The sequence below is a fragment of the Herbaspirillum rubrisubalbicans genome (genome assembly GCF_003719195.1).
Taxonomy (GTDB): Bacteria; Pseudomonadota; Gammaproteobacteria; order Burkholderiales; family Burkholderiaceae_D; genus Herbaspirillum; species Herbaspirillum rubrisubalbicans.
In genome coordinates this window covers 941200-967322 of the sequence record NZ_CP024996.1, presented here as the reverse complement: position 1 = coordinate 967322, position 26123 = coordinate 941200, and the positions used below count along the sequence as shown (strand labels likewise).

General features: G+C 60.9%; 21 protein-coding genes. 13 read left to right on the top strand and 8 right to left on the bottom strand.

Annotation, left to right across the window (positions count from 1 at the left end; translation table 11 throughout):
* Nucleotides 1-292: 292 nt before the first annotated feature.
* Complete coding sequence (locus RC54_RS04380) at nt 293-1216, top strand: LysR family transcriptional regulator (protein WP_061788850.1); 924 nt, start codon at nt 293-295, stop codon at nt 1214-1216.
* Between the two features lie 162 nt (nt 1217-1378).
* On the opposite strand, the gene RC54_RS04375 is transcribed toward RC54_RS04380, so the two are convergent.
* Entirely contained in the window at nt 1379-2524 is a 1146-nt protein-coding gene (locus tag RC54_RS04375; protein ID WP_061788849.1) for a branched-chain amino acid ABC transporter substrate-binding protein, read from the bottom strand.
* A 698-nt stretch (nt 2525-3222) separates the two neighbouring features.
* On the opposite strand from RC54_RS04375, the gene RC54_RS04370 reads away from it, so the two are divergent.
* Nucleotides 3223-3948, top strand: a complete 726-nt coding sequence (locus RC54_RS04370; protein WP_164471189.1) for an EthD domain-containing protein — start codon at nt 3223-3225, stop codon at nt 3946-3948.
* A gap of 220 nt (nt 3949-4168) precedes the next feature.
* Here the strand turns inward: RC54_RS04370 and RC54_RS04365 are convergent, their stop codons facing one another.
* Together RC54_RS04365 and RC54_RS04360 are read right to left on the bottom strand one after the other, a co-directional pair.
* The gene (locus RC54_RS04365) at nt 4169-5119 is read right to left on the bottom strand and encodes a transporter (RefSeq protein ID WP_082803065.1); all 951 of its coding nucleotides are present in this window, start codon (nt 5117-5119) and stop codon (nt 4169-4171) included.
* Between the two features lie 109 nt (nt 5120-5228).
* The gene (locus RC54_RS04360; protein ID WP_058894352.1) at nt 5229-6476 is read right to left on the bottom strand and encodes an acyl-CoA dehydrogenase family protein; all 1248 of its coding nucleotides are present in this window, start codon (nt 6474-6476) and stop codon (nt 5229-5231) included.
* Between the two features lie 468 nt (nt 6477-6944).
* Here RC54_RS04360 and RC54_RS04350 point away from each other — a divergent pair, with 468 nt between their 5' ends.
* From RC54_RS04350 to groL, 3 genes are all read left to right on the top strand, one after another.
* Nucleotides 6945-7943 (top strand): helix-turn-helix domain-containing protein, encoded by a 999-nt coding sequence (locus tag RC54_RS04350; RefSeq protein ID WP_061788845.1) that lies wholly within the window; start codon nt 6945-6947, stop codon nt 7941-7943.
* 506 nt (nt 7944-8449) lie between these two features.
* Nucleotides 8450-8740, top strand: coding sequence for a co-chaperone GroES (gene groES, locus RC54_RS04345; protein ID WP_013233027.1), 291 nt, complete (start codon nt 8450-8452; stop codon nt 8738-8740).
* A gap of 142 nt (nt 8741-8882) precedes the next feature.
* A complete protein-coding gene (gene groL / locus RC54_RS04340; protein ID WP_017451309.1) occupies nt 8883-10532 on the top strand; it encodes a chaperonin GroEL in 1650 nt (549 codons plus the stop codon).
* Nucleotides 10533-10748: 216 nt separating this feature from the next.
* Here groL and RC54_RS04335 read toward each other — a convergent pair whose 3' ends face one another.
* A complete protein-coding gene (locus RC54_RS04335) occupies nt 10749-11984 on the bottom strand; it encodes a porin (RefSeq protein WP_058894350.1) in 1236 nt (411 codons plus the stop codon).
* 563 nt (nt 11985-12547) lie between these two features.
* On the opposite strand from RC54_RS04335, the gene RC54_RS04330 reads away from it, so the two are divergent.
* From RC54_RS04330 to RC54_RS04320, 3 genes are all read left to right on the top strand, one after another.
* Entirely contained in the window at nt 12548-13585 is a 1038-nt protein-coding gene (locus RC54_RS04330; protein ID WP_058894349.1) for a methionine ABC transporter ATP-binding protein, read from the top strand.
* On the top strand, nt 13575-14228 hold the full coding sequence (locus RC54_RS04325; protein ID WP_058894348.1) for a methionine ABC transporter permease: 654 nt from the start codon (nt 13575-13577) through the stop codon (nt 14226-14228). Before RC54_RS04330 ends, RC54_RS04325 begins: the two co-directional genes overlap by 11 nt.
* A gap of 64 nt (nt 14229-14292) precedes the next feature.
* Nucleotides 14293-15090 carry a MetQ/NlpA family ABC transporter substrate-binding protein gene (locus RC54_RS04320; RefSeq protein ID WP_058894347.1) on the top strand — a complete coding sequence of 266 codons (798 nt, stop codon included), beginning with the start codon at nt 14293-14295 and terminating at the stop codon, nt 15088-15090.
* 128 nt (nt 15091-15218) lie between these two features.
* Here the strand turns inward: RC54_RS04320 and ylqF are convergent, their stop codons facing one another.
* A complete protein-coding gene (ylqF, locus tag RC54_RS04315; RefSeq protein WP_082685977.1) occupies nt 15219-16181 on the bottom strand; it encodes a ribosome biogenesis GTPase YlqF in 963 nt (320 codons plus the stop codon).
* 140 nt (nt 16182-16321) lie between these two features.
* Nucleotides 16322-17752, bottom strand: a complete 1431-nt coding sequence (locus RC54_RS04310; RefSeq protein ID WP_061788844.1) for an MFS transporter — start codon at nt 17750-17752, stop codon at nt 16322-16324.
* Between the two features lie 176 nt (nt 17753-17928).
* On the opposite strand from RC54_RS04310, the gene RC54_RS04305 reads away from it, so the two are divergent.
* Nucleotides 17929-18801: a LysR family transcriptional regulator gene (locus tag RC54_RS04305; RefSeq protein WP_058894345.1), complete on the top strand. Its 873-nt coding sequence runs from the start codon at nt 17929-17931 to the stop codon at nt 18799-18801.
* 100 nt (nt 18802-18901) lie between these two features.
* Here the strand turns inward: RC54_RS04305 and RC54_RS04300 are convergent, their stop codons facing one another.
* Nucleotides 18902-19843 carry a histone deacetylase family protein gene (locus tag RC54_RS04300; protein ID WP_058894344.1) on the bottom strand — a complete coding sequence of 314 codons (942 nt, stop codon included), beginning with the start codon at nt 19841-19843 and terminating at the stop codon, nt 18902-18904.
* 179 nt (nt 19844-20022) lie between these two features.
* Between RC54_RS04300 and mltB the strand changes: the two genes are divergently transcribed.
* The 3 genes from mltB to RC54_RS04285 all read left to right on the top strand — a co-directional run bounded on the left by mltB (nt 20023) and on the right by RC54_RS04285 (nt 24618).
* Nucleotides 20023-21171: a lytic murein transglycosylase B gene (gene mltB, locus RC54_RS04295; protein ID WP_174526061.1), complete on the top strand. Its 1149-nt coding sequence runs from the start codon at nt 20023-20025 to the stop codon at nt 21169-21171.
* A gap of 77 nt (nt 21172-21248) precedes the next feature.
* Nucleotides 21249-23420: a TonB-dependent siderophore receptor gene (locus RC54_RS04290; RefSeq protein ID WP_061788842.1), complete on the top strand. Its 2172-nt coding sequence runs from the start codon at nt 21249-21251 to the stop codon at nt 23418-23420.
* 25 nt (nt 23421-23445) lie between these two features.
* On the top strand, nt 23446-24618 hold the full coding sequence (locus RC54_RS04285; protein WP_061788841.1) for a phosphotransferase enzyme family protein: 1173 nt from the start codon (nt 23446-23448) through the stop codon (nt 24616-24618).
* A gap of 98 nt (nt 24619-24716) precedes the next feature.
* On the opposite strand, the gene RC54_RS04280 is transcribed toward RC54_RS04285, so the two are convergent.
* Nucleotides 24717-25259 (bottom strand): YaeQ family protein, encoded by a 543-nt coding sequence (locus tag RC54_RS04280; protein WP_026051981.1) that lies wholly within the window; start codon nt 25257-25259, stop codon nt 24717-24719.
* A 161-nt stretch (nt 25260-25420) separates the two neighbouring features.
* On the opposite strand from RC54_RS04280, the gene RC54_RS04275 reads away from it, so the two are divergent.
* Nucleotides 25421-26011 (top strand): DUF1415 domain-containing protein, encoded by a 591-nt coding sequence (locus RC54_RS04275; RefSeq protein WP_058897479.1) that lies wholly within the window; start codon nt 25421-25423, stop codon nt 26009-26011.
* The last annotated feature ends 112 nt before the right edge of the window (nt 26012-26123 follow it).

Genomic DNA, 26123 nt, shown 5'->3' with positions numbered 1-26123 from the left:
CTCTCTTCACTTCTGTCTCCTTGTCTCCTACTCTGCCTGGCTTGTTGTCTCGCCGTCTCGGCGTGTTGTCGTGGCCAGGCCGAAAGTGGCGCATAAAGCGCCACTGGCTTGCCCTGCCGGCCTTTTCTCATGCTTGTCTGGGAGGCCGTGCAGCGGTTGTATGAAGATTAAGGTCGAGGTTGATATTGATCAAATGGATTGTTTTGATTCATGATATGGACACCATCAATACATGACCGCGCCCAGCGACACCCCACGAGAAGGCCGGCATCCTGACAACGGAGACTGCCCCATGCGATTTAACAAGCTCGACCTCAATCTACTGGTCGCCCTCGATGCGCTGCTGACCGAACGGAGCATCAGCCGCGCTGCCGAGAAGACCCACCTGAGCCAGTCCGCCATGAGCAATGCCCTGGCCCGCCTGCGCGAATACTTCGATGATGCCCTGCTGATCCAGGTTGGACGCCGCATGGAACCGACGCCACGCGCCGAGGTTTTGCGCGATGCGGTCAACGATGTGCTCAGACGCATCGAAGGCTCGATCTCGGCCAAGCCGGCGTTCGTACCGAGACAATCGCATCGCGAATTCCGCATCTCGGTCTCGGACTTCAGTCTGAGCGTGCTGATCCCACGCGTGATCGCCCGCGCCCATGCCGAGGGGCCAGACATTCGTTTTGCGCTGATGCCGCAGGTACAAGACCCGACCCGTTCGCTGGACCGCGCAGAAGTCGATCTGCTGGTACTGCCGCAAGAATTCTGTACGCCCGACCACCCCGCCGAGGAAGTCTTCCGCGAGCGCCACGTGTGCGTAGTGTGGCGCGACAGCCCGCTGGCCGAGGGCGAGTTGACGCGGGAGCGCTACATGGCCGCCGGTCACGTGGTGATGGTGCCACCCGGCGCCCATTCATCCTCGGTGGAAGCGTGGATGGCCAACAAGCTGGGCTTGGAGCGGCGGGTGGAGGTGACCAGCTTCAACTTTGCCTCTTGCATGGCACTGGTGCAGGGAACGGACCGCATCGCCACCGTGCATGGACGGCTGGCGCGCCAGCTGGCACCGCAACTGCCAGTGGTGTTGAAGGAAAGCCCGCTCCCCCTGGCGGAAATGCACCAGATGATGCAATGGCACCGCTATCGCACCAATGATCCGGGCATCGAATGGCTGCGGCGAGTGTTCCTGGAAAGCGCGAGGGAGATGGATGAGGTCGTCGGTAGCTGACGCCTCCGCGATGAAGAGGTGTCGGGTCGACAAACGGCCCATGCGGTGGCGGGTTGCCCCGGTTTTGGGCCGATATGAATGAAAAAGCCCCGGCAACCAGGCCGGGGCTTTCAAACGGACTTCATCCGGTGCCGCGATGGCGCCGGATATGAAGCTTGATACTTACTTCACCACGCTCAGCAGCGAACGCTTGCCACCCTTGTAGGTGTACAGGGTCAGGGTACCGTTGAGGATGTCGCCCTTCGGATCGAAGGCGATCTCGCCGGTCACGCCCTTGTGGTGGATCTTGGCCAGAACCGGCAGGTAGACCTTCGGATCCGACGAGCCAGCCTGTTGCATCGCATCAGCCAGGGTCATCAGCGCGTCGTAGGTATACGGTGCGTAGATCACGACTTCCTGGTTGAACTTCTTCTTGTAGGCAGCCTTGAAGTCCTCCAGCGGCTTCTTGCCAGCTTCGGTCACACCACCGGCTTCAGCACAGACCACCTGGTTATCCTTCAGACCGGCGCCAGCCAGGCCCGGCAGTTCGGTGGTGCAGATACCGTCACCGCCCATGAACTTGGCAGCAATGCCCAGTTGGTCCATCTGGCGCAGCATCGGGCCGGCCACGGCATCCATACCGCCGAAGAAGACCAGGTCCGGCTTCTTGGACTTGACCGAGGTCAGGATGGCGTTGAAGTCGGTCGCCTTGTCGGTGGTGTACTGGGTAGCCACGATGGTGGCACCGGCAGCCAGGGCGCTCTTGCGGAATTCTTCAGCCACACCTTGGCCGTAGGCGGTACGGTCATCGATGACGGCGATGTTCTTGGCCTTGAGTTCATTGACGGCATAGCGACCCAGCACGCCACCCAGCTGGCCATCGTTGGCCACCACGCGGAAGGCGGTGTTGAAGCCTTGTTGGGTGTACTTGGGGTTGGTTGCCGACGGCGAGATCTGCGGGATGCCGGCGTCGTAGTAAATCTTGGAAGCCGGGATGGTGGTACCGGAGTTCATGTGACCGACCACGCCCTTGACCTTGGCATCGACCAGGGCCTGGGCCACGGTGGTAGCTTGCTTCGGATCGGAAGCGTCGTCCTGGGGCACCAGTTGGAAGGTGACCTTCTTGCCGGCGATCATGAAGCCCTTGGCATTGAGTTCGTCCACGGCCATGCGGGCACCGTTTTCATTGTCCTTGCCGATGTGCGCATTGGGACCGGTCAGAGGAGCGACGTGACCGATCTTGATGACTTCTTGTGCCTGCGCAGCCCCTGCGAATGCGAACGCTGCCACCAGTGCTGTAGCGACAGGAATCATTTTAATTTTTTGCATGAATTGCTCCTATTACTTCCAATGAATGATTGAAAACGCAGTGCGTTGTGTGCCATTTGTTATGTGTGCTGACCCAAGCTGACAACCGTATCGACGATCACATGGCCGGACAGCACCGCAGCGCCTCCCAGTGGATAACTGGTTCTTGCTTGCGGACTCTGCTACAGCAAAAAACGAGCCATGCCTGAGAGCATCACGACTCGGGCGCTTTCCCGCCGGTGATCCGCGGATAAAAAGGGACGGAGCCACAGAAGGCAAGCGGCCCGGACGAACGGCCAGGCCAGGCGAGGCAGTTCCACCAATGCACTGCCCCGCCGGGCAGAATACACCTGAATTGTGCGCCTGGGAGAGCGAGTTCCGTGCCAACACAACTCTTCATTCAGATCGCACGTTTTATGCACTTTTTTGAATCAGGATGCGCAGGGATGCACCATTAAAGGCCATGCAACAGAAGAAAGCTGCGCTTGGACAGAAACTGCAGCAGAAGAGCACTCTCAATATAAGCACATACAATCCCGCAAATTGAGAATATCCATCAAATAGCAGGGCCACAGCCATCACGCGAGTTGATAGCTCACATCAGCACAATCCATTTGTCCTGCAGCAAAGGGGGCCTTAGAGTAATGCTGGGTCTGCACCAGAGTGCCGGCCTTCCTATGAAACAGCATTACAACGACGAGAAAAAAGAAGAGACATTCATGATCAAGTTGATGATCATCGGCCGACGCCGAGCCGGCATCACCCGCCGCGCCATGCAGCACCACATGCTCAACATCCATGCTCCGCTGGTACTGGAGTTCATCGCCGCGCATCCGGCCGAGGCGCCCAAGCGCTATGCCCAGAACCACTTCATCGACGCCACCCATGCCCTGGGCTCGCCGGCGGAGTCGGACTGGGCACTAGACCGCGACTTCGTGACGCAGGTCTGGGCCACCTCCCCCGCCGAAGCGATGGCCGCGCTGGCCCTGCCCTTCTACCAGGAAAAGCTGCGGCCGGATGAAGAAAACTTCGTGGACCAGTCCACCGTGAGCAAATTCATGGTTCAGGAGGAGCTGGTGTTCTGTGACAAGCGGCGCACTGCGCGCCACAAGCTGTTCTTCGTCCTGCCTGCGGCCCCGGAAGCCGCGGCGGAGGACGGGCCGCGTGCCGAGCAGTTCGCCGAGGTAGTTGCCCGCGTAGTGGCCGACCGTCGCACGCCGTATATCTCGCGTCATGTCCGCAACCGGGTGATGAATCCGCCCAGCAGCCCAGCCAGCGTCGATCTGATCGAGGAATTCTGGCTCGATGACGCAGACAGCGCCGAGCGCCTGCTAGCGCTGCTCACGGAAGGTCTGGCGAGCGACGCGACTGCACCGGGCTTGCGGCAGGTCATGCAGCATGGCATGGCCAGCATCGCGCTGGAGCACGCGCTCTACCAGGAATGAAGTAATCTGGAGACATACGGCAGCCTGACGGGTGCCCGTGTTAGTTGTTCTTCAATTGATACGGCATACGACGGTCTTTACTTTAAAATCGCTCCCCGCCACGCCCCTACGCCTTCCTTGTCCTCGCCAGCGCTTCGTCGGGCGTGCCCCATCCTGAAATGACTTGAACCTTCAGACAGGACAGGGCACGGCAATGTCGCTAACCAATGTTGGCAGCTGCTCAAAAAAAGTGTAGCAACCGCAGATTGATACGGGCATTTTCCTTGAAACCGTTTTCCACCGACAGATCACGGCCCAACGCCATCAGCAGCTGCGTCTTGGGGAGGATGAACCAGCTACCGCCGATGCTTGCCTTGCGTTCGCGCGCTTCGTCGTTGCTGTCGACACTGTTGATCCGCGTTTCCCCACCCCAGGTCTGCGACAGACTGACGAAGACGTTGGCCGCTGGCGTGAACTGGTAACGCAGATAGGATTGCCCCTGGAACAGCGGCTTTTGCCTTTGGGTGGCACCGCTGCTGCCATAGTCACCGTTCTTGCCATAGACCATGCCGTCTCCGGTCAGCTCGAGGTACCACTTGTCGGTGAGTCCCTTCACGAAACCGACCTGCAGATCGAACTTCCATCGGTTCTCCCCCAAGTTCAACGCCCGGTTGTGGTCATAGCTGCCAGTGGGCAGATACAGGTAGGGAGCAATGCCGAGATAAGTACGGGATGCAGCATCGTTGACCGGCCAGAATGGCGCGGCCAGGATGATGTCACCCACGCCACTGGTCTGGCCCAGGGCCGCCGTATCGCGTCCGGCATCTTGCCGCCCGAATGGCACCATGACTTGAGGGGCGAATGCCAGTCCGCCAATCGTAGTGTAGTGCACCAGTCTGGCAATGCCGATGTCCGAGTCCAGCTTGGGGTCAGTCGCGGCTTTCTGGCCTTGCGCATACAAGCTGGTGCGCTCGACGTGCTGGTAGTAGAGCAGGCCCACCGTCGTACCAGCGGGTGCCGGTACAAAGTCGCCGATGTCCACGTCGATGGCTTGTGCGGCGATGGGCAGCATCGTGACCGACAGCACTGACGCCAGCAAGGGAATCCTTTTTACGGGAGTGCTGGGTGACTTGATCTCTGCCTTGCGCAACCGAAGCGCACGGCTGCGCTTGCGGGAAAGTATTACCTTCATAGCGGTACCTCTTGAGCTTGATCACATGAAATGGATCGGGTGCCCTCGCTGCGCAGCCAGGCAGTAGAGGCCGTTGCACATCGCGCACCCGGAGCTTGCCGGCGAGCGCTTATCCTCGCGCTTCGGCGGAGGCCATCGCGTCGTAGTCCTTGGAGCGCAGCAGCGTGTGAAGCTGCCGACGGCGCACGCCCATATTGCCGCCGTCGTAGAGAGGGAAGCACAGGGCATCTTGCATCAGGCCGGCCAGCGGGTAGAGGTCGGTGTAGGCGTCCACGCCGACGACGCGCATCGCGTCATAGACCACTTGCACGCACAATTCAGAACAATAGGTTTTTGTAATGACCGCCAACTCGCGGCTGCGGCCCTCGGTCAGGTCGAGTTGATGGCAGGATTTCCAGGTCAGGTAGCGGGCAGCCTCGATGCGCATCTTGATATCGGCCAGCATGAAACCGACGTTCTGATGTTCGATCACTGGCACCGTGCCAGAGCGGCGGTCGCTGTGCGCGAACTTCAAGGCAATGTCAAAGGCGGCGCGCATCACGCCCACGCAGGCCGCGCCGATCAGTGCCGCTGTCCACGAAAAAGCGCCCTCCAGCATCGTGATGCCATCGCCGGGCTTGCCCACGATGTTCGACGCAGGAACGCGCACATTGTTGAAATGAATGCGTGGCGAGATCGTCGCACGATGGCCCATGGTGTCGAGCAGGCTAACGATCTCGATACCCGGGGCATCACCCGGCACCATGATCACCGCCAGCGATTGCTGGGGAGGCAATGCGGGATCGGTACGACAGATGACGCTATACAGATGCGCCCCCTTGCCATCCCAGCCGGTGCCGTTGGTGGTGTAGTGCTTGGCACCGTTGATGACCCATTCATCACCCTCCAGACGGGCAAAGGTTTGCACTCCCACGGAAGGATCGGTGCTGTCATAGTTGGCGCCGCCGGTGACCTCGGTAAATGCAAGTGCGGCCAGGCGTGAGCCATCTTCGATGAAGTCCGGCAGGAAACGCTGTTTCTGTTCAGGCGTGCCATGATGCACAACCGCATGCAGTCCCAGACCGGTGCCCAGCAACGCGCTAGGGAGGTTGACATCCGCAGCAGTGAGCTCCTCTGCGGCCAGGGCGAAGTCCAGGGTGCTCATTGCTGTACCGCCGAAGGACTCCGGCAGCAGCGCCTTGACAAAGCCGGCATCGGCCATGGCCTGGTAGAACGGTCGCGTTGCATAGAAGCGTTCATCCGGCTTCACTAGCGCAGCGATGGTTGGCGCGACCTTGCTCAGGACGTCGGCGGCGAAGGTGCGCGCCCCTGCCTGCAAAGCCTTCTGGGATTCAGAGAGTTGGAAATCGATGGGCATGGAGAACCTCCTTTATTTGCAGAGTGGATGGGAAAAGCGAGGCTCATCGTAGAGGGCTGGATCGGCGTGGTCTCGCCGGCCTGTGCAGCATCGTTTGTTCAATTGCGCAATCCGGCCAAGGCTTGCTGAAGCGCAGCGAAGAAGTGGAGGACTGGCATGAACCTTGCGATGGTCCGGCTCAACGCTGGCAATGCGCGGCCTGTGTTGATGCGAGTACCGACTTCGGTGCAGACGAGGGCACCAGCAAGAAGCGCGCGGTGCTGCGCGTCCCCGGCGTGGGGCAAATCTGGCCTGCGGCATGGCCACCGTGACACCGGCCTTTGCGAAATTGACTTTTCGTGCAAGGCCAACTTGACTACTTGTGCAGCGAAGCCAAAAACGCAAGGTACGTAGGGGCGTTTGCCCATTTACCTTGGCGCCGGCCATTCGCCGCAGGCACACTCCGGATGTCCAGAAAGGATGACGGCAATGAAGCTCTGGTCCACTCAGTCCTGCGCGCAGAACGAGCGCTTCAGTTACTGGCGCGAGGTGCTGTGCGAGGCGTTTGTCTCGCTCAATCCAGTCCTTGAGGAAAAGCAGAGGGCGATTGATTTCGTGGGAGAGGTGAATTCAAGGCCACTCTCGACGACTGCGCAGACGCGCGTGTTTTCAAGGGCCCAGCACATTGAGCGACGCGGCGAAGAGATCCGCCGCAATCCGGTCGAATACTGCTTTGCGAACTTCCAGCTCGAAGGCTCATGCGTGGTACGCCAGGATAGCCAGGAAAGCCTGGTGCTGCCCGGCGACTTTTCCATCGTGGACAGCACCCGCCCCTACTTCCTTGATTACCAGGGGGACTGGCAGGTATTGTCCTTCCGCATTCCCAGGGAGCAAGTGATCTCCAGGCTGGCCTCCCCCTACAAGGCGACAGCACGCCGAGTGGACGGCAATACAGGCATGGGACTGGTGGCATCTCGTTTCGCCCGTTCACTTGAGCAGGTGGAACTGGATATGGGTAGCGGCATATCGGACGGACTCAGCGCCGCGCTCAACAGCATCATCGCTATCGCGCTAGGTGCCACGCTGGAGGCTCAAGAACGGGACCGGCTCCCGGTGCGGGAGGCTTTCCGCATGGCCGTCGAGACCTATATCCGTGACCATCTGGAGGAGCCTCACCTCGGACCGGACATGCTAGCCTTGCGCTTCAAGGTTTCGCGCCGCACGCTCTACGGCCTGTTCGAGGACGCGCCGCTCTCTGTCAGCGGCCTGATCCGCGAGTTACGCCTGCAACGCAGTGCGCGTGATCTGCTCAGTCCAGGCCATGCCGGTGTGCTCGCCATCGCATTACGCTGGGGCTTCAGCGACGCTTCTCACTTTTCGCGCTTGTTCAAGCGCCGCTTCGGCGTCTGTCCGCGCGAATTTTCGGACTACGCACTCAAGGGTGACTACGATGCAAGATTGAGCCCACTCCCAGGTGCAGGACCTTGAACAGCGGAAGGCGTGCTGCGAGTCGATAGGAGCGGTCAGGTTTTGTAAGGGCCACTCTGGAAAGTTCATACCTAAACGAATTTTCAAAAGTTACTAAAAGGAAATAAAAAATTCGGGTATGTCGGACAGCAGTGGGGGAAGAGCTATCGTGTTACATGCTCAAAACCGGAATTTGTTTTCACATGAAATTTAAACGTCCATGTCGAATTCAAATCGTCATATTGATCAGAAAACAGCGCGACTCGATCCTAAGCCACTGATTTTAAATAAGTATTCCAGCGTCATTATTTTTGATCGCAGTGTCATTATTCATGAGCGCGGACAGCAATTGACGCCTTGAAAATTCCCCAACCCATCCCTATACTTAGCACTCGTCAAGGCAGAGTGCTAACAGCCCGCCTGACGCAATCCCCTTTTTCATGCGGTGAGGTTTGCTGCATTTGGAAGAAAACCGTTGCAGGCTTTGCCGCAATCAATGCTAACTTATTGAAAATTAAGGAGTTCTCATGAATCTTCGCCCTTTGCACGATCGCGTTATCGTCAAGCGCCTCGACCAGGAAACCAAGACTGCTTCCGGTATCGTTCTGCCTGACGCAGCGACCGAAAAGCCGGACCAAGGCGAAGTCCTGGCCGTCGGCAACGGCAAGATCCTGGAAGACGGCAAGGTCCGTCCGTTGTCCGTGAAGGTCGGCGACCGCGTCTTGTTCGGCAAGTACTCCGGCCAAGCCGTGAAGATCGATGGCCAGGAACTGCTGGTCATGCGCGAAGAAGACCTGTTCGCCGTCGTCGAGAAGTAATTCGGCATCCGGCCTTCCTTTTCTTTCTCTATATAGAAAGAAAACCTGAAGGCCAGCGGCAACAAGACAGCAGCCGGCGCCCCTGAAACTTCAGTCGTGCGCCAGGCTATATGAACTGAACCGAATTTCTGGAGAATCCAACATGGCAGCAAAGCAAGTTATTTTCGGCGATGAAGCACGCGCCAAGGTCGTCAACGGCGTCAACATCCTGGCCAACGCAGTGAAGGTCACCCTGGGTCCCAAGGGCCGCAACGTCGTGCTGGAGCGCAGCTTCGGCGCCCCGACCGTGACCAAGGACGGCGTTTCCGTCGCCAAGGAAATCGAACTGAAGGACAAGCTGGAAAACATGGGTGCCCAGCTGGTCAAGGAAGTCGCTTCCAAGACCTCCGACAACGCCGGTGACGGTACCACCACCGCTACCGTGTTGGCCCAAGCCATCGTGCGCGAAGGCTTCAAGTACGTCGCCGCCGGCTTCAACCCGACCGACCTGAAGCGCGGTATCGACAAGGCTGTCACCGCCATCGTCGGCGAAGTCAAGAACCTGGCCAAGCCCACCACCACCTCCAAGGAAATCGCTCAAGTCGGCTCGATCTCGGCCAACTCCGACGCGGACATCGGCGACATCATCGCCAAGGCCATGGAAAAGGTCGGCAAGGAAGGCGTCATCACCGTGGAAGACGGTAAGTCGCTGGAAAACGAGCTGGACATCGTCGAAGGTATGCAATTCGACCGCGGCTACCTGTCGCCGTACTTCATCAACAACCAAGAGAAGCAGATCGTCGCCCTGGACAATCCCTTCATCCTGCTGTTCGACAAGAAGATCTCCAACATCCGTGACCTGCTGCCGGTGCTGGAACAAGTCGCCAAGGCTGGCCGTCCGCTGCTGATCGTGGCTGAAGACGTCGAAGGCGAAGCCCTGGCGACCCTGGTGGTCAACAACATCCGTGGCATCCTCAAGACCGCTGCCGTCAAGGCGCCTGGCTTCGGCGACCGTCGCAAGGCCATGCTGGAAGACATCGCCATCCTGACCGGTGGCCAAGTGATCGCCGAAGAAGTCGGCCTGACCCTGGAAAAGGCTACCCTGGCTGAACTGGGCCAAGCCAAGCGCGTTGAAATCGGCAAGGAAAACACCACCATCATCGACGGCAACGGCGAAGCCGCTGGCATCGAAGCTCGCGTGGCGATGATCCGCACCCAGATCGGCGAAGCCACCTCCGACTACGACCGTGAAAAGCTGCAAGAGCGCGTGGCCAAGCTGGCTGGCGGTGTTGCACTGATCAAGGTGGGCGCTGCCACCGAAGTCGAAATGAAGGAAAAGAAGGCCCGTGTCGAAGACGCCCTGCACGCTACCCGCGCTGCTGTTGAAGAAGGCGTCGTGCCTGGCGGTGGCGTTGCCCTGCTGCGCGCTCGTGCCAACGTCAAGGATCTGAAGGGCGACAACGCCGATCAGGAAGCCGGTATCAAGATCGTCCTGCGCGCCATCGAAGAGCCGCTGCGCCAGATCGTCTTCAACGCCGGCGATGAGCCGTCGGTGGTGGTCAACAAGGTGCTGGAAGGTTCGGGCAACTTCGGCTACAACGCCTCCAACGGCACCTACGGTGACCTGGTGGAACTGGGCGTGCTGGATCCGGCCAAGGTGACCCGTTCGGCTCTGCAAAACGCTGCCTCCGTGGCCAGCCTGATCCTGACCACCGACGCCCTGGTGGCCGAAGTGGCAGAAGACAAGCCGGCCGGTATGCCTGGCGGCATGGGTGGTATGGGCGGCATGGGCGGTATGGACGGCATGATGTAATAGGCCTCCTGCCGCGGGCCATGGATGACATGGCCTGTGCTGCAAGAAGAAAACCCGCATCGGTGACGATGCGGGTTTTTTGTTGCCGACTCTGGTCTATGACTGCTCTTGGAGGTCGCCAGGCGTGCTGTTGCCGATGCATAAAAAAAACCCGCCCCCTTTTTGCGGGAGGCGGGCCAAACATCGGGCCCAGGAGCCCGGATGCAGTGCCAGATCTTAGAAGCTGTGGATCAAGCCGGCGTTGATGCCGGTCTGGCCGCGATTGGCGCCGGGAACGCGATCGCTGCTCAGGCCCACGTTGTACATGTCGGACGAACGCAGGTTGCGCAGGACAGCATAGGTGGTGGTGCGCTTGGACAGCTCATACTTGGCGCCCAGGTTGACCTGCAGCAGGCGACCATCGGAGGTGCGAACGAATTTGGCCCGGGTGTATTGCAGGCTGCTGATGAGCGACAGCGCTGGCGAGAGCCGGTAGTTCACACCGATATCGAAGGTCTGGCTGGATTCGTTGTTGGCGCCGCCGATGGTGTAGTCACCCTTTGCAGCAGGCTGGTAGAGTCCCAGCTTTTTCGGGTCGATGAACGCAGCAAAGCTGTCGAACCTCGAATCGAATCGGGTGCGCGGCGCAGTCAGCGGCAGCCTCACATGCGAATAAGAGCCATAGACCTTGGCCGGACCGAACTGGTAAGAGGCGGCCAGGGTCCAGGTCTTCAGGCAGGTATCGCCATTCTTGCCCGGACCATTGCAGGCAGATGCGCCATTGACGTCGCTGGCATTGGCGTTGCCCATCTTGCTCTGGAAGTAACCCAGGCCGACGTTCAAGGGACCGTTGGCGTAGGTGCCGCCCAGACCGAAGGACTGGCCGGAACCGGTCTTGCCGGCTTGCTCACCGAAGCCATAGATCACGCTGCCGATGAAGCCGTTGAAGTCCGGGGTGTTGTAGCGGATGGAGTTGTTGACGCGCTCGCCGTTGGTACGATCCAGGTTCAGCGAGTGGACACGGCTGACCACACCACCGAAGTCGCCGGGCGAAGTGATGCTGCCGACATCATCCAGGACATCCTTCTGACGACCGGCCAGCACCGTACCAAAGTTGCCCGACAGGCCCACGGTAGCCTGGCGCCCCCACAGCACACCCTTCTGGCCCGCATCGCCGGAATCGACGTTGAAGCCGTTCTCGATCGTGAAGATGGCCTTCAGACCACCACCCAGATCTTCAACGCCCTTGATCCCCAGGCGCGAACCCTTGATCAGGCCAGAATCGAGCGCCATCTGGCCGCCGGTATCCTTGCCGGCGATATCATTGCCGTGGGCGTCCTTGCCAGAAATCCCGATCTTGTTGGTGTAGGACAGGCTGGCATCGACCGCGCCGTAGATGGTGATGTTACTTTGCGCGTGCGCCGCGCCGCCGAAGGCACCCAGCACGGCCAGGGCCAGGATGGACTTTTTCATAGAGTACTCCGTAGTGGTTTGATTGCTGTTGATTGACGGGTGGTGGTCGCCATGGCGCGCAGGCACCACCCAGGCTTCCGAAAAGAAACATCAAGAAGTCATCGCAAATCTAAACCGTCTTTATTTTTTCAATCGAATCAAAATTTGAATTAATGGCTTTTATAAGATTTTTCTGTAGTTTTATTACAACCAATGTCGTCGATAGTGGCCGCCGCCTTTGTTGGCAAGCAGTAATCGGAATGGCATGGACGAAGCGGCAGTACGGCCATCAACCGTGCTCGGCTGGCGGTGCCGCTCGCCCCGGAATTGCACTGCTGCGCCGACCACCTCGGTGTGCGCAAAATCCAGTCCCCTGGCGGTTTCCCGCCAGATGCTAAGACGCGATGGTTATATGCATAATTGAAAAATTATTTTCCCCATATAACCGTGCCGCCTTAAAATAGCGCCTTCTTATAAAAATACTGATGGCAGTGGAGACCTGTGGTCCCTGAGCCGCCTGCAGCGTCCCCCGATGCCGCGCTGGCCTAGGAGCCCGGGGCCCGCTGCCATTCTTCTTTTCCACCATGATCGAAATACAAGCTGTCACCCAGCGATTCGGCAATGTCGAAGCGGTGCGCAATGTCGATTTGTCGATCCGCAAGGGCGAGATCTTCGGCATCATCGGCCGCAGCGGCGCCGGCAAGAGCACCCTGGTGCGCACCCTGAACCTGCTCAACCGTCCCACTTCCGGGCGCATCGTCCTGGATGGTCAGGACCTGACCTCGCTGTCGGCCTCGCAACTGCGCGAAGCGCGCCGTGGCATCGGCATGATCTTCCAGCACTTCAACCTGCTGTCCTCGCGCAGCGTCTACGACAACATCGCCCTGCCGCTGGAACTGGCCGGCAAGAGCAAGGCCCAGATCGCGGCCAAGGTCGAGCCGCTACTGGAACTGGTCGGCCTGACCGCCCTGCGCGACCGCTATCCGGCACAGATTTCCGGCGGTCAGAAGCAGCGCGTGGGCATCGCCCGCGCACTGGCCAACGATCCCAAGGTCTTGCTCTCCGACGAAGCCACCTCGGCGCTGGACCCGGAAACCACCCGCTCCATCCTCGACCTGCTGCGCAAGATCAACCAGGAACTGGGCCTGACCATTGTCCTGATCACGCACCAGATGGAAGTCATCAAGCAGATCTGCGACCGCGTGGCGGTGATGGAAGCCGGCCAGGTGATCGAACAAGGCGAAGTGCTGGAAGTGTTCCGCCAGCCGCGCCATGAAGTCACCCGCGCCCTGATCGGTGACGTCATCGCCCACGAACTGCCCAAGGGCGTGCTGGCGCGCCTGCGCGAGCGTCTGGCGCGTGCCGACGGTGGCCAGGGGACCGACCACCTGTTCCGCTTCGCCTTCACCGGCAATGACGTGGACCAGCCGCACCTGTCGGAAGCGGTGCGCCGCTTCAACCTGAACTTCAATATCCTGCACGGCCAGATCGACGAGATCCAGGGCCAGGCCTTCGGCTCGCTGGCGATCCTCGCCAACGGCACGCAAGACAACATCAACCAGGCCATGCAATACCTGCGCGAGCAGGGTGTGGTCGTCGAGGAGCTCAACCATGTCATCTGAACTGATCGATCTGTTCGTCAGCTCCTTCGGTGAGACGCTGATGATGGTGGTGATCTCGGGCGTGGTCGGCTCACTGCTCGGCATTCCGCTGGGCATTGCCCTGCACATCACCGAATCCAAGGGCGTGCTGCCCAACGTGGTGTTCAACCGCGTGGCCGGCCTGCTGGTCAATGCGGTGCGCTCCACCCCCTTCATCATCCTGCTGGTGGCGGTGATCCCGATGACGCGCTTCTTCGTCGGCACCTCCATCGGTACGGCTGCGGCCATCGTGCCGCTGACCATTGCCGCCGCGCCCTTCATCGCACGCCTGGTCGAGACCGCCTTGCGCGAAGTCGATCACGGCCTGGTGGAAGCGGCACAAGCCATGGGTGCGACCACCTGGCAGATCATCTACAAGGTCTTGGTGCCGGAGGCGTTTGCTGGTATCGTCGCCGGTCTCACGATCACCTTCGTCAGCCTGGTCGGCTATTCGGCCATGGCCGGCGCCATCGGCGGCGGTGGCCTGGGCGACCTGGGCATCCGTTATGGCTATCAGCGCTTCCTGCCGGAAGTGATGCTGGCCGTGGTGCTGATCCTGATCGTGTTCGTCCAGTTGGTGCAATCCCTGGGAGACCTGCTGGTGCGCAAGCTCAGCCACCGCTGAACACAACAATTCATACAAAAACGGCAGCTACCCGCTGCCCACCTCAAAGCTTGAAAGGAAAGTCATGAAGCGTCGTCAATTGATTCAATTCATCGCAGGTCTGGGCCTGGCCGCTGGCCTGGTCTGTGCCCCCGCCATGGCCGAAGACCAGATCAAGATGGGTGTGACCGCCGGTCCCCACGCCGAGATCATGGAACAGGTCAAGAAGCTGCTCGAGAAAGATGGCGTGCAGATGAAGATCATCGAGTTCACCGACTACATCCAACCCAACGCCGCCCTGGCTGCCGGCGACCTGGACGCCAACTCCTACCAGCACCAGCCCTACCTGGATGCGCAGATCAAGGACCGTGGCTACAAGTTCGTCAGCGTCGGCAGCACCATCACCTTCCCGATGGGCGTGTACTCCAAGAAGATCAAGTCGCTCAACGACTTGAAGCCGGGGGCTCGCGTAGGCGTGCCCAACGATCCGACCAATGGCGGCCGTGCCCTGCTGGTGCTGCAAGCCAAGGGCGTGATCAAGCTCAAGGCCGATGCCGGCCTGAAGGCAACCCCGCTGGATATCGTCGAGAACCCCAAGAAGATCAAGATCGTCGAACTGGACGCAGCCCAACTGCCGCGCTCGCTGGATGACTTCGATGCCGCCGTCATCAACGGCAACTACGCTGAATCGGCCGGCCTGTCGCCGACCAAGGATGCGATCGCCGTGGAAGCCTCCACCGGCCCCTACGCCAACGTGATCGCCGTGCGCATCGCCGACAAGGACAAGCCCTGGGTGGCCAAGCTGGTCAAGGCTTATCACAGCCCGGAAGTGAAGAAGTTCGTGCTGGAAAAGTACAAGGGTTCCGTGATCACCTCCTGGTAATCCGCAACGCGTACCTCCCCCTGTATCAACGAAAAGGCCAGCTCAATCGAGCTGGCCTTTTTGCATGGAGCCGAAGATCGGAACTTAGTTTTTCCACACCGGTTTCTAAGTTTTCGAGAGAGGAAAACTTAGTCCTTGCGCCCGCGATGATCCGCTGCGTCTCGCCAGTCGAAGTCCTCTTCCTCGTCGTCTTCATCCTCGGCCGGCAGCGCATCGGGATTGTCGGTGGAGCGATAGTTCGCCAGCAGTTCAGCGCGCGACTGCGGCGTTTCCAGCGAGATGCGGCCCAGTGCGCCGCTGCGGTAATCCTGCAGGAAGGTATGCGAAGCCTTCTCGAAATCATAATCCCCGCCCTTCAGACGGAAACCGCGCTTGGCCGCCACACCCTCCACCACGGCCACGCCATCCATGCCTTCGGTGTTGAAGCCATAGCGCGCCTTGAGCAACTGCGGATAACGCTGCAGCAACAGGTCGGCCAGGAAGGTGGCCACTTCTTCTTCGATCAGCGCATTGCTGCCCACCGCGTGACTGGCCGCCAGCATCAGGCCATCGCTGGGATGCTCGATCTTGGGCCACAACATGCCGGGGGTATCGGTGAGCACCATGTTGTTGCCCAGGTAGAGACGCTGCTGGGTCTTGGTCACGGCCGGCTCATCACCCACGGCGGCCACGCGTTTTTTCAGCAGTGCATTCATCAGCGTGGACTTGCCCACGTTGGGGATGCCCATGATCATCATGCGCAAGGGCTTCAAGGCCGTGCCGCGATGCGGCGCCACCTGCATGGCCAGCTTGGGCACGCGCGCCACGTCCGAGGGCTTCTTGCAGGACAGCGCCACGGCGGTCACACCCTTCTGGCTGTTGTAGTAGTCGATCCAGGCTTGCGTGGCCACCGGGTCGGCCATGTCGGTCTTGTTGAGGATCTTCAGACAGGGACGCTGGCGCGCATTGCGCAGCTGCTCGATCATGGGATTGCAACTGGCCTGGGGCAGGCGGGCATCGACCACTTCGATGACCATATCGACTTTTTCCATGCTCTCGGCCGCCTTGCGGCGGGCAGAGTTCATGTGACCGGGGAACCATTGGATGGACATGCGGGGCTTCTTTCTGGTGCGTATTTCGTTGAAGGCGCTATTTTACGGCCCTGCCCCGCCAATCCCTAACAAATCCCCAATAAAACGGCCTGCCACGCACAAGTCGGGGCAGGCCGTTGGATGCGCAACAACACTAGGCTTCAGGCGCGCCGCGTCACCCATTGCTCCTTGACAACACCGACGAAGCGCCATACCAGCCACAGCGCCGTGCCGTAGCCCGCCGCCATGACGCCAAAAGCCAGCCCATTGCGCAGGCTCCACGCCTGCACGCTATGCAGGATGGCCCCCATCAAGGCCACCCCCACCAAGGCACCGATCTGGCGATTGGCGTTCAGTGCCGCGGCGGCGCTATTGGCATGGGCCTTGCCGGCCACCTGCATGACCACCGTGGTCATGGCGGGAATGGCGGTGCTCACGCCCAGGTTGGCGGCAGCGCAGACCAGGGCCAGGATCCAGTAGGGCGTCTCGGGGCGGAAGCTGATCGCCACCGCAGTAAAGGCAGCGCCCACCGACAAGCCCAGCAGCAGCGGCACACGCGGTCCCCAGTGGGCCGACATGCGGCCCGACATCAGGTTGCCGAAGAAGATCACCGCCATCATCGGCACCAGTTGCAAGCCGGTCTGCAAGGCGTCGGCACCACGCCCCTGCTGCAGGAACAGGGCCAGGTAGAACAGGTTGCCATAGACGCCAAAGTTGATCAGGAAACCAATGCCATTGGCCGCCGCGAACTGCGGCGTGGCAAACAGCGCACGCGGCAACAGCGGTGCGATGCCAAGCAGTTCATGGCGCACCAGAGCCACCGCGGCCAGCACCGCCACGGCCAGCCCGACCAGGATGCGCGGCGAAATCCAGCCATAGACCGGCCCCTGGATCAGCACGAAGGACAGCGCGGCCAGCATCACCACGCCAGCCAGGTGACTGAACAGGTGCAGGGCGCGGGCATGACCGGCCACCTGCGGGATCAGCTTACGGGCCATCAGCAAACCCACCAAGCCGACCGGCACGTTGATGAGGAACACGCTGCGCCAGCCCAGCCAGTGGATCAACACGCCGCCCACCAACGGGCCAACGGCTGCGGCCAAGCCGACCGTGGCCGACCACACGCCCAACATGCGGGCGCGCACGCGGTCGTCTTCATAGACGTGGGTGAGCAGGCTGAGCGAACTGGGCATGAAGAAAGCTGCTCCCAGGCCTTGCAGCAGGCGTGCGGCGATCAGGAAGGGACCGTTGGGCGCCGCCCCGCAAAGCAATGAGGCCAGCACGAACAGCAACAGCCCGGTCAGGTACAGTCGGCGCGCACCGAAGCGATCAGCCAGAGCGCCACCCACCAGCAGCATGGCGGCAAAGGTCAGGGTATAGCCATCGACGATCCACACCAGCGTGGCCAGCGGCGCATCGAGGCTGCTGGCAATGCTGGAGAGGCCAACGTTGACCACGGTCACATCCAGCATGGCCATGACGAATCCGATGGCCAGCGCCACCAGCGGCAACATGCCGGCGCGATGGCCACTTGAGGCAGGCACAACAGGAGCCGCCAAGGCGGCGGCATCGGGACATTGGGCGGAAGACATGAACTGGGTTCTTTCTGCACGGTGGGCGCGAGGGAAAGCAACAAACCCGCGGCCGGGATCTCCGGGGCGGGCGACGATGGGGCAGATTCTAGGCCCGGAACGTGATGCAATAAATAGGTATAGAATCGGCACCCTGATGCAAATCTGCATCACCTAATTTGCCGGAGCTAGCTATCGTGGACTGGGACAATGCCCGCATCTTTCTCGCCATCTATCGGGTGGGCACGCTGCGCGGCGCGGCCGAGCAACTGGACATCGACCAGGCCACGGTGGGCCGGCGCCTGGCCGCACTGGAAAAATCGCTGGGGGCGCGCCTGTTCCTGCGCACGCCCAGCGGCTACGTGCCTACGCCAGCGGGGGAACTGGCAGGCGCTGCCGCCAGCCAGATGGAGCAAGGCGCCGAGCAGTTGCAGCGGCAGATGCAGGGCTTGGATGAACGCCTGTGCGGCGTGGTCAGGCTGGCCGCTACCGACCTCACGGCGCGCTACTTCCTGATGCCAGCGTTGCAGCATCTGCGCCAGGAGCATCCCAACATCAAGGTCGTACTCTCGACCTCGACCCAGCTCACCAACCTGACCAAGCGCGAAGCCGACATCGCCGTGCGCACCGTGCGCCCGGATGCGCCGGACCTGATCGCGCGCCATCTCAAGCGCTTGTACACGGGCATCTATGCCGCCAAAGCCTATGTGAAGAAACGTGGCCTGCCCGAGCCCGGTACCGGGCTGAAGGGACATGACGTGGTGATCTATCCGCGCAGCGTCTCGCCGGTGAAGTCGGAACAGATCAGTGGCGAATCGATCACCCATGCCAACGTGGCCATGGAAGTCAGTACCGGACTGGTGATGTATGACTGCCTGCAAGCCGGAGTGGGCATCGGTGAACTGCCAACCCACATGGGTGACAAGGCCAGCGGGCTGGTGCGCATCTGGCCGCAGCGCGCGACCCCATATGACATGTGGCTGGTCCTGCACAGCGACCTGAACCGCACCGCACGGGTGCGAGCGGTGGCCGATGCGATCATTGCAGCCTTTGAGGCCCATGAGGTTTGAGATGGACGTGGGGCTTGGGGAAAACCTAAGTTTTCCTGATGCAGATCGTTAGAAATGGCTGTGGATAAACTAATTATCCATCAACTGACTATTCATCTTGTCATTCGAGATCAGCCAGCACCTTCAGATGCGCCACCACGCTGCGCCCCAGCGCCGACAGGTTGTAGCCACCCTCCAGGCAACTGACGATGCGGCCCCGGGCGTACTGGTCGGCGATCTTCATGATCTGCCGGGTGATCCAGGCATAGTCGGCTTCCACCAGACCCAACTGGCCCATGTCATCCTCGCGATGAGCATCGAAACCGGCCGAGATGAAGATCATCTGCGGCTGGTGCGCATGGAGCGCCGGCAACCACTTCTCGGTCACCAGTTGGCGGACTGCGCTGCCATCCGAATAGGCCGGCACCGGCACGTTGACGATGTGCGACTCGGTGGGCGCATCGCCCGAGAAGGGGTAGAAGGGATGCTGGAAGAAGCTCACCATCAGCACCCGCGGATCATGGGCGAAGATATCCTCGGTGCCATTGCCGTGATGGACGTCGAAGTCGATCACCGCCACCCGTTCCAGCCCATGCACATCAAGGGCATGGCGCGCGGCCACGGCCACGTTATTGAACAGGCAAAAGCCCATGGCCTTGCCGTGCGTGGCGTGGTGTCCGGGCGGGCGCACGGCGCAGAAGGCGTTGTCGAGTTCACCGGCCAGCACCGCATCGGTGGCGGCTACAGCCGCACCCGCCGCGCGCAGGGCGGCGCGCCAGCTATGCTTGTTGAGCAGGGTATCGCCATCGATGGAATGGTAATGCTCGCCCGACAGGCTCAGGGCATGACTATGCTCGCGCACGTAATCGACGGCGGCGGCCGTATGCACGCGCTCCAGTTCAGCCGGATCGGCCAGCGGCGCATCGCGGCGATCGAGGAAATGATCGATGCGGCTCAGGATCAACTGATCCTCGATCGCCTCCAGGCGAGCAGGCGTCTCAGGGTGCCAATCGCCCATTTCATGGCGCTGGCAATCGGCGTGGGTATAAATGGCGGTAGTCATTATTGATCTTATTGCTATCAGGCAAGCCACGGGGCAGCCTGGGTTGTCTCGTAGAGCTAGTGTACATCCGCTGTCGTCCATCGTGTACAACGCTTGCGACGCTCATGCACCAGCGCGGGGCGAGGCGGTCGATGCGATATACTTGCAGGCTTGTCTCGCCCTCCCCCCGCTTGCCGCTCATGCCCATCTCCCTGCTCCGCCTGACTTCCCTGCCCGCCACCCTGTTGCTGGCCAGCCTGTACACCCTGCCGCTGGCCACGCACGCGCAAGAGAGCAAGCCCGCCAAGGCAGCGGAGAAGAAAACACCGAAAAAGGCGACGCAGAAGAAAGCCAGCCCGCCGGCCAAGAAGAAGGTCGCCAGTGCTGAGCAGGGCGAGTTCGTCAACTTCAACGAGTGGAAGGATGTGGGCCGCTTCATCGATGAAATGGTGGAGCGCAACCAGTTCCAGCGCAGCGATCTCAATGCGCTCTTCGCCCAGACCCGCTACGTCGATACCGCCATCCAGCTCATCAAGCCGGCTCCCAGCAACAAGCCCAAGAACTGGACCGCCTACCGCGCCCGCTTCGTGGAGCCGGTGCGCATCAATGCCGGGGTCGATTTCTGGAACACCTATGGCGTGGCGCTGGCCAGGGCCGAGGCCCAATACGGGGTGCCGATGGAAATCATCGTCGGCATCATCGGCGTGGAAACGGTTTACGGGCGCAACACCGGCAACTTCCGGGTGATGGATGTGCTGACCACGCTGGCCTTCGATTATCCCAACACGCCCAACCGTGAGGCCCGCATGGCCTTCTTCCGCGGCGAACTGGAAAACACCCTGTTGCTGGCGCGCGAGGCCGGCATCGATCCGATGTCACTGCGCGGCTCCTATGCAGGCGCCATCGGCTGGCCGCAATTCATGCCCGGCAGCATCCGTGAATACGCGGTGGACTTCGATGGCGATGGCAAGATCGACCTGCGCAATTCGCCGGTGGATGCCATCGGTAGCGTAGCCCACTACCTGGCCGTGCACGGCTGGCAGCGTGGCGAACCGGTGGCCTTCCCGGTGAGCGTCTCGGCCGACAATCGCCAATGGGAAAACATGCTCAACCAGGGCCTGGAAGCCAAGTACAGCGCCGACGAACTGCACGCGGCAGGTATCAGCACCCCGCCACTGCCGGCTGGAATGCGCTTTGGCCTGGTGGACCTGCAAAACGGCACCGGCCCTACCGAGTACTGGATTGCCACCAATAACTTCTACGCCATCACGCAGTACAATCGCAGCTACTTCTATGCGATGTCGGTGGCCGATCTCGGCCATGCCGTGGCCGTTGCACGCAATCGCTGAAACGCTCCCGACACGATCCACACCACCGGGCGTGCATGGCCCGCCCCAGCTTTCTACTCTCCACGATCAGAACCACGATGAAACGCATTGCACCCCTGGCCTCCACGCTGATGCTGACGCTGGCCGGCACCTCGCTGGGCCTGTCGGCCGCCGCCCGCGCCGCTGACACCCCCGATGACAAGGGCGAGGCCCTGCCCACGGTCAACGTCACCGCCAGCGGCGCCGGCAAGGAAGGCGCGCGGGTGCGCTCGGCCGCCGTGGCCGGATTCGACGATGCGCCGCTGCTGGATACGCCCGCCTCGGTCGCCGTGGTCACCGGTGCGCAGATGCGCGACCAGCAATCGCGCGTACTGTCGGACGTGGTCAAGAACGATGCCTCCATCAACGAGAACTACGCCCCGGTGGGCTACTACGAAAACTTCAGCATCCGTGGCGTGACACTGGACCCGGCCAGCGCCTATCGCATCGACGGCTTGACCGTGGCAGGCGAGCAGACCATTGCGCTGGAAAACAAGGAACGCGTCGAATTCCTCAAGGGTGTGGCTGGCTTGCAGGCCGGCGTGAGCAGCGCCGGCGGCATTGTCAATTACGTCACCAAACGTCCGGCCAATGTGCGCTCCATCACACTGGGCAGCGACTCCTATGGCTCGCGCTACCTGGCCACTGACCTGGGCGCGCTCTTTGGCGAGCAACAGCAGTTCGGCCTGCGCCTCAATGCGGCGCATGAAGATATTCACTCGTACGTCAACAATGGTGATGGCTGGCGCGACTTTGCCTCGCTCGCGGCGACCTGGGCCTTGTCGTCCAAGACCCTGCTGCAGTTCGATGCCGAATACCAGCAGAAGGCCCAGCATTCGGTGGCCGGTTACCAGCTTCTGGGCGGCACCACGCTGCCCTCGGGCGTCTCACCCAAGACCATGCTGACGCCGCAATCCTGGGCGCAGCCGGTGCGTGACAGCTCGCTGAACTATCGTCTGCGACTGGATACCGAATTCAACGCCAACTGGCGCGGCTATGTACAGGCCGGTCGCAGTCGGGCGGTGATCGACGATTACCTGGCCTTCCCCTATGGCAGCGGTGGCGGCGCCTCTTCCACCTTTGCCGCCAATGGCGACTTCGATGTGTATGACTATCGCGTCCCCGATGATGAGCGCCACAATGACGACGCCCAGGCAGTCATGATCGGAAAGTTCGCCACCGGCTGGCTGCAACATGAATTGACCGTGGGACTGGAGATGTCGCGGCGGGTGGTGGACAAGTCCGACGGCATCAGCGTGCTGGTGGGCAGCGGCAATATCTATACCGGCACGCCCGCGCTGGCGCCCGCCACCACCCTTCCTGGCCCGGCTTATCGCAATCTGGACAGCCGCCAGAAAGCCTTGTTCCTGAGCGACCGACTACAGTTTTCCGAACGCTGGCAAGTCATCGCCGGCGGACGCCAGGTGTGGTTGAACGAGCAGGCCTTTGGCGCCGATGGCAGCGTGACCCGCAACACCGCACGCAACCTGTTCCTGCCGCAACTGGCGCTGATCTACAAGCCGGCGCAGAACATGTCGCTCTATGGCAGCTATGCCGAAACCCTCACGCTGGGCAGCTCGGCGCCGTTCTGGGTCAGCAACTTCCCGACCACGCTGCCGCCTTCGGTGGCACGGCAACTGGAAGCCGGTGTCAAATACGATGTCTCGCCCGAACTGGCGCTGACGGCGGCCATCTTCCGCATCCGCAAGGCCTATGAATTCCAGCAGCCGGACAATAGCAGCGCCGGCTTCACCTACGTCCAGCAAGGCCGCCAAACCAACACCGGGATCGAACTGGGCGCCAGCGGCAAGCTCGCGCCGCGCCTGGCTGTTGGTGCCAGCGTGAGCGCCACGCGCGCCCGTGCCAGCGATACCGGTACGGCCGCCTACGATGACCAGCAGGTGGTCAACGTGCCGCGCCTGCGCAGCAGCGTCTATGCCGACTATGCCGTTCCGAGCCTGGAAGGCCTGAACCTGCTGGGTAGTTGGCTCTACAGCAGCAGCAAACCGGCTACCCGGGACGGCAGCGTGAGCCTGCCGGCGGTGCATGTATTCAATGCCGGCCTGCGCTACCGGATGCGCCTCAACGCCCACACCGCTACCCTGCGCGCCAACGTCGACAACCTCTTCGACAAGCGCTACTGGAAGGATGCCGGCCAGTACCTGGGCGATGGCTATGTACACCTGGGGGCGCCACGCACCGTGCGGGTGTCACTGCAATACGATTTCTGAGCCGCTCACTGCTGAAGAAGACGACATGGACGCCGCCTCCCATCACCTCACCCGCGTCATCAGTCACGGCATGGGCGTGGAACCGGTCATTTCCGACTGGCCCGCGCTGACCTCGGCTGAAGTGGCACGGGTACTGCGACACTATCCCGACGTGGGCCAGCCATTGCGACTGGAGTGGCATAGCCCGCGCCCCTTCTCGGCGGCCTGCGTGATGCAGACCGAGAGCGGCCCCATTATCGTCAAGCGTCATCATGCACGCGTGCGTGACGTGGCCGCACTGGCCGAGGAACATCGCTTCGTGGCCCACCTGCAGGCGCGTGGCCTGCCGGTGAGCACGGCCCTGGCGACGACTGACGGGGCCACCGCCCTGGCCGATGAATACTGGACCTATGAGGTATTCCCGCTGGCGCCAGGGGTGGACTTGTATCGTGAAGCGATGTCCTGGACCCCTTTCACCAGTTGCACCCATGCGCATTCGGCAGGACAGATGCTGGCGCGGCTGCACCAGGCGTCAGCCGGCTACGATGCCCCGGCCCGACCGGCCAGGCCACTGGTATCGAGCTTCACCATCTTCTCGCAGGAAGATCCGGTACGCCCACTGCAAGCCTACATCGAGGCGCGTCCGGCCATTGCAGAGTATCTGGAAGGACGTGCCTGGCGCGGGGAAGTGGCGCAGCACCTGCTGCCCTGGCATGGGGCATTGAAGCCTTACCTGGATGAATTCACGCCGCTGTGGACGCACAATGACTGGCACGCCTCCAACCTGCTGTGGAGCGATGCCACGCGCCAGGCGCAGGTCAGGACGGTGCTGGACTTCGGCCTGTGCGACCGCACCTGCGCCCTGCATGACCTGGCCACCGCGATCGAACGCAACATCGTCGAGTGGCTCTCCATGGCCCAGCGCGACACGCAACTGGTCCACCTGGACCTGCTCGATGCCATGCTGGACGGCTATGCCTCACTGTTGCCGTTAAGCGCAAGGCAGATGCGGGCGCTGGCCGCCTTGCTGCCATTGGTCCATGCCGAGTTTGCGCTGGCCGAGCTGGATTACTTCCATGGCGTGACGCAGTCGCCCCGGAATGCCTCGCTGGCCTATGACACCTACTTCCTCGGCCATGCCGCCTGGTTCCATGACAGCGAAGGGCAACGCTTGCTGACACATCTGCAGCGACGTGCGGATGCGCTGGAAAAAAACTAAGTTTTTGCGGGAGAACGACTAAGTTTTTGCTGTGGAAAAACTAAGTTCGGGGGATCACCCCCGTTCCTGCCGCTCCTCTTGCTGCTCCCGCTGGAGAATCAGGCAAAATCCTTGATCGTTTCCGGTTCGATCAACACCATGTTTTCATTGGCACCCAGCCAGACCTGGCCATCCTGTATCGTGCACTGCAGTTGCATGGTGCGCTGGGCCAGCGCCGCCAGGGCCTGGCTGGCCTCCGCCGCGATATTGATCACCTTGAGGTTCTTGGCGCGATCCACGCGGCTACCGGTCTGGTTCCACCAGATATTGGAGGTGCTGCTGTAGCTGTACACCAGCACCTGCTGCGCGCGGCCACAGGCCTTGAGGATGGCGCGATCATCGGGTTGCCCTACTTCGATCCACAGATCGATGGCACCGGTCAGGTCTTTCTGCCACAGGTCCGGCTCATCAGTATCGGACAAGCCCTTGCCGAAGGCCAACGCCTCGCTGGCATGGAGGGCGAAGGCCAGCACCCGGATCATCATCCGTTCATCGGTCTCGGAGGGATGACGGGCGATGGTCAGCGCGTGTTGCTGGTAGTAATGCCGATCCATGTCGGAGATCTGCAGGTCGGCCTTGAAGATGGTGGATTTGAGCGCCATGGGATTGTGTTCGTACGAGGGAAAGGCGAGCACTGCATATCTTCATGCCGGCCGCCGCCAAAGGTTGGCAAGCATAGCCGATCTGGCGCGGCTGTGGGCATTTGCGGTTCAGACTGGATGTGAAGCCGGGGGACGGTGGTGGGACGTGCGACAATGACGATATGAACACTTCAGCAACTCACTCCATTTCGACTCCGAGCGACAATGAGGTCGTCGCCCTCACACGCGCCTGGCTGGAACAGGCTGTGATCGGTCTGAATCTTTGTCCATTCGCCAAGTCGGTACATGTGAAGGATCAAGTCCGATACCACGTGAGCCGCCATCAAGATTGGGACAGTCTGGCTGCCGAGCTGGAAGAAGAATTATGCTTTCTGGCAAAAGCCGACCCGGAACAGGTCGATACCACCCTATTCATCATCCCGCTCGCATTGGCAGAGTTCCTGGAATACAACGATTTCCTGGACTGGGCCGATCGCATCCTGGAACGACTGGAGCTTGATGGCGAGCTACAGATCGCCAGTTTCCATCCGCACTACCAATTTGCCGATGCGCAAGCCGACGATATCGAGAACTATAGCAATCGCTCGCCTTTCCCCATCCTCCATCTGTTGCGAGAAAGCAGCATCGACCGGGCAGTCGCCGCCTACCCCGATGCAGCCGCAATCTTCGAAAAAAACATGGTTACTTTGCGGAAACTAGGGCTAACAGGCTGGAATATGCTGCCATTTGTCGTATCAAAAGAACAACGCTAGCAAATGTCCAAAAAATCCTGTTAATATCTGTTACAAATTTGAAAATGAGTTTCTGCAACTATTGGGGAATAGAATTTTCTGACTGCATGAAAAATGTGCAATTATTTCTATA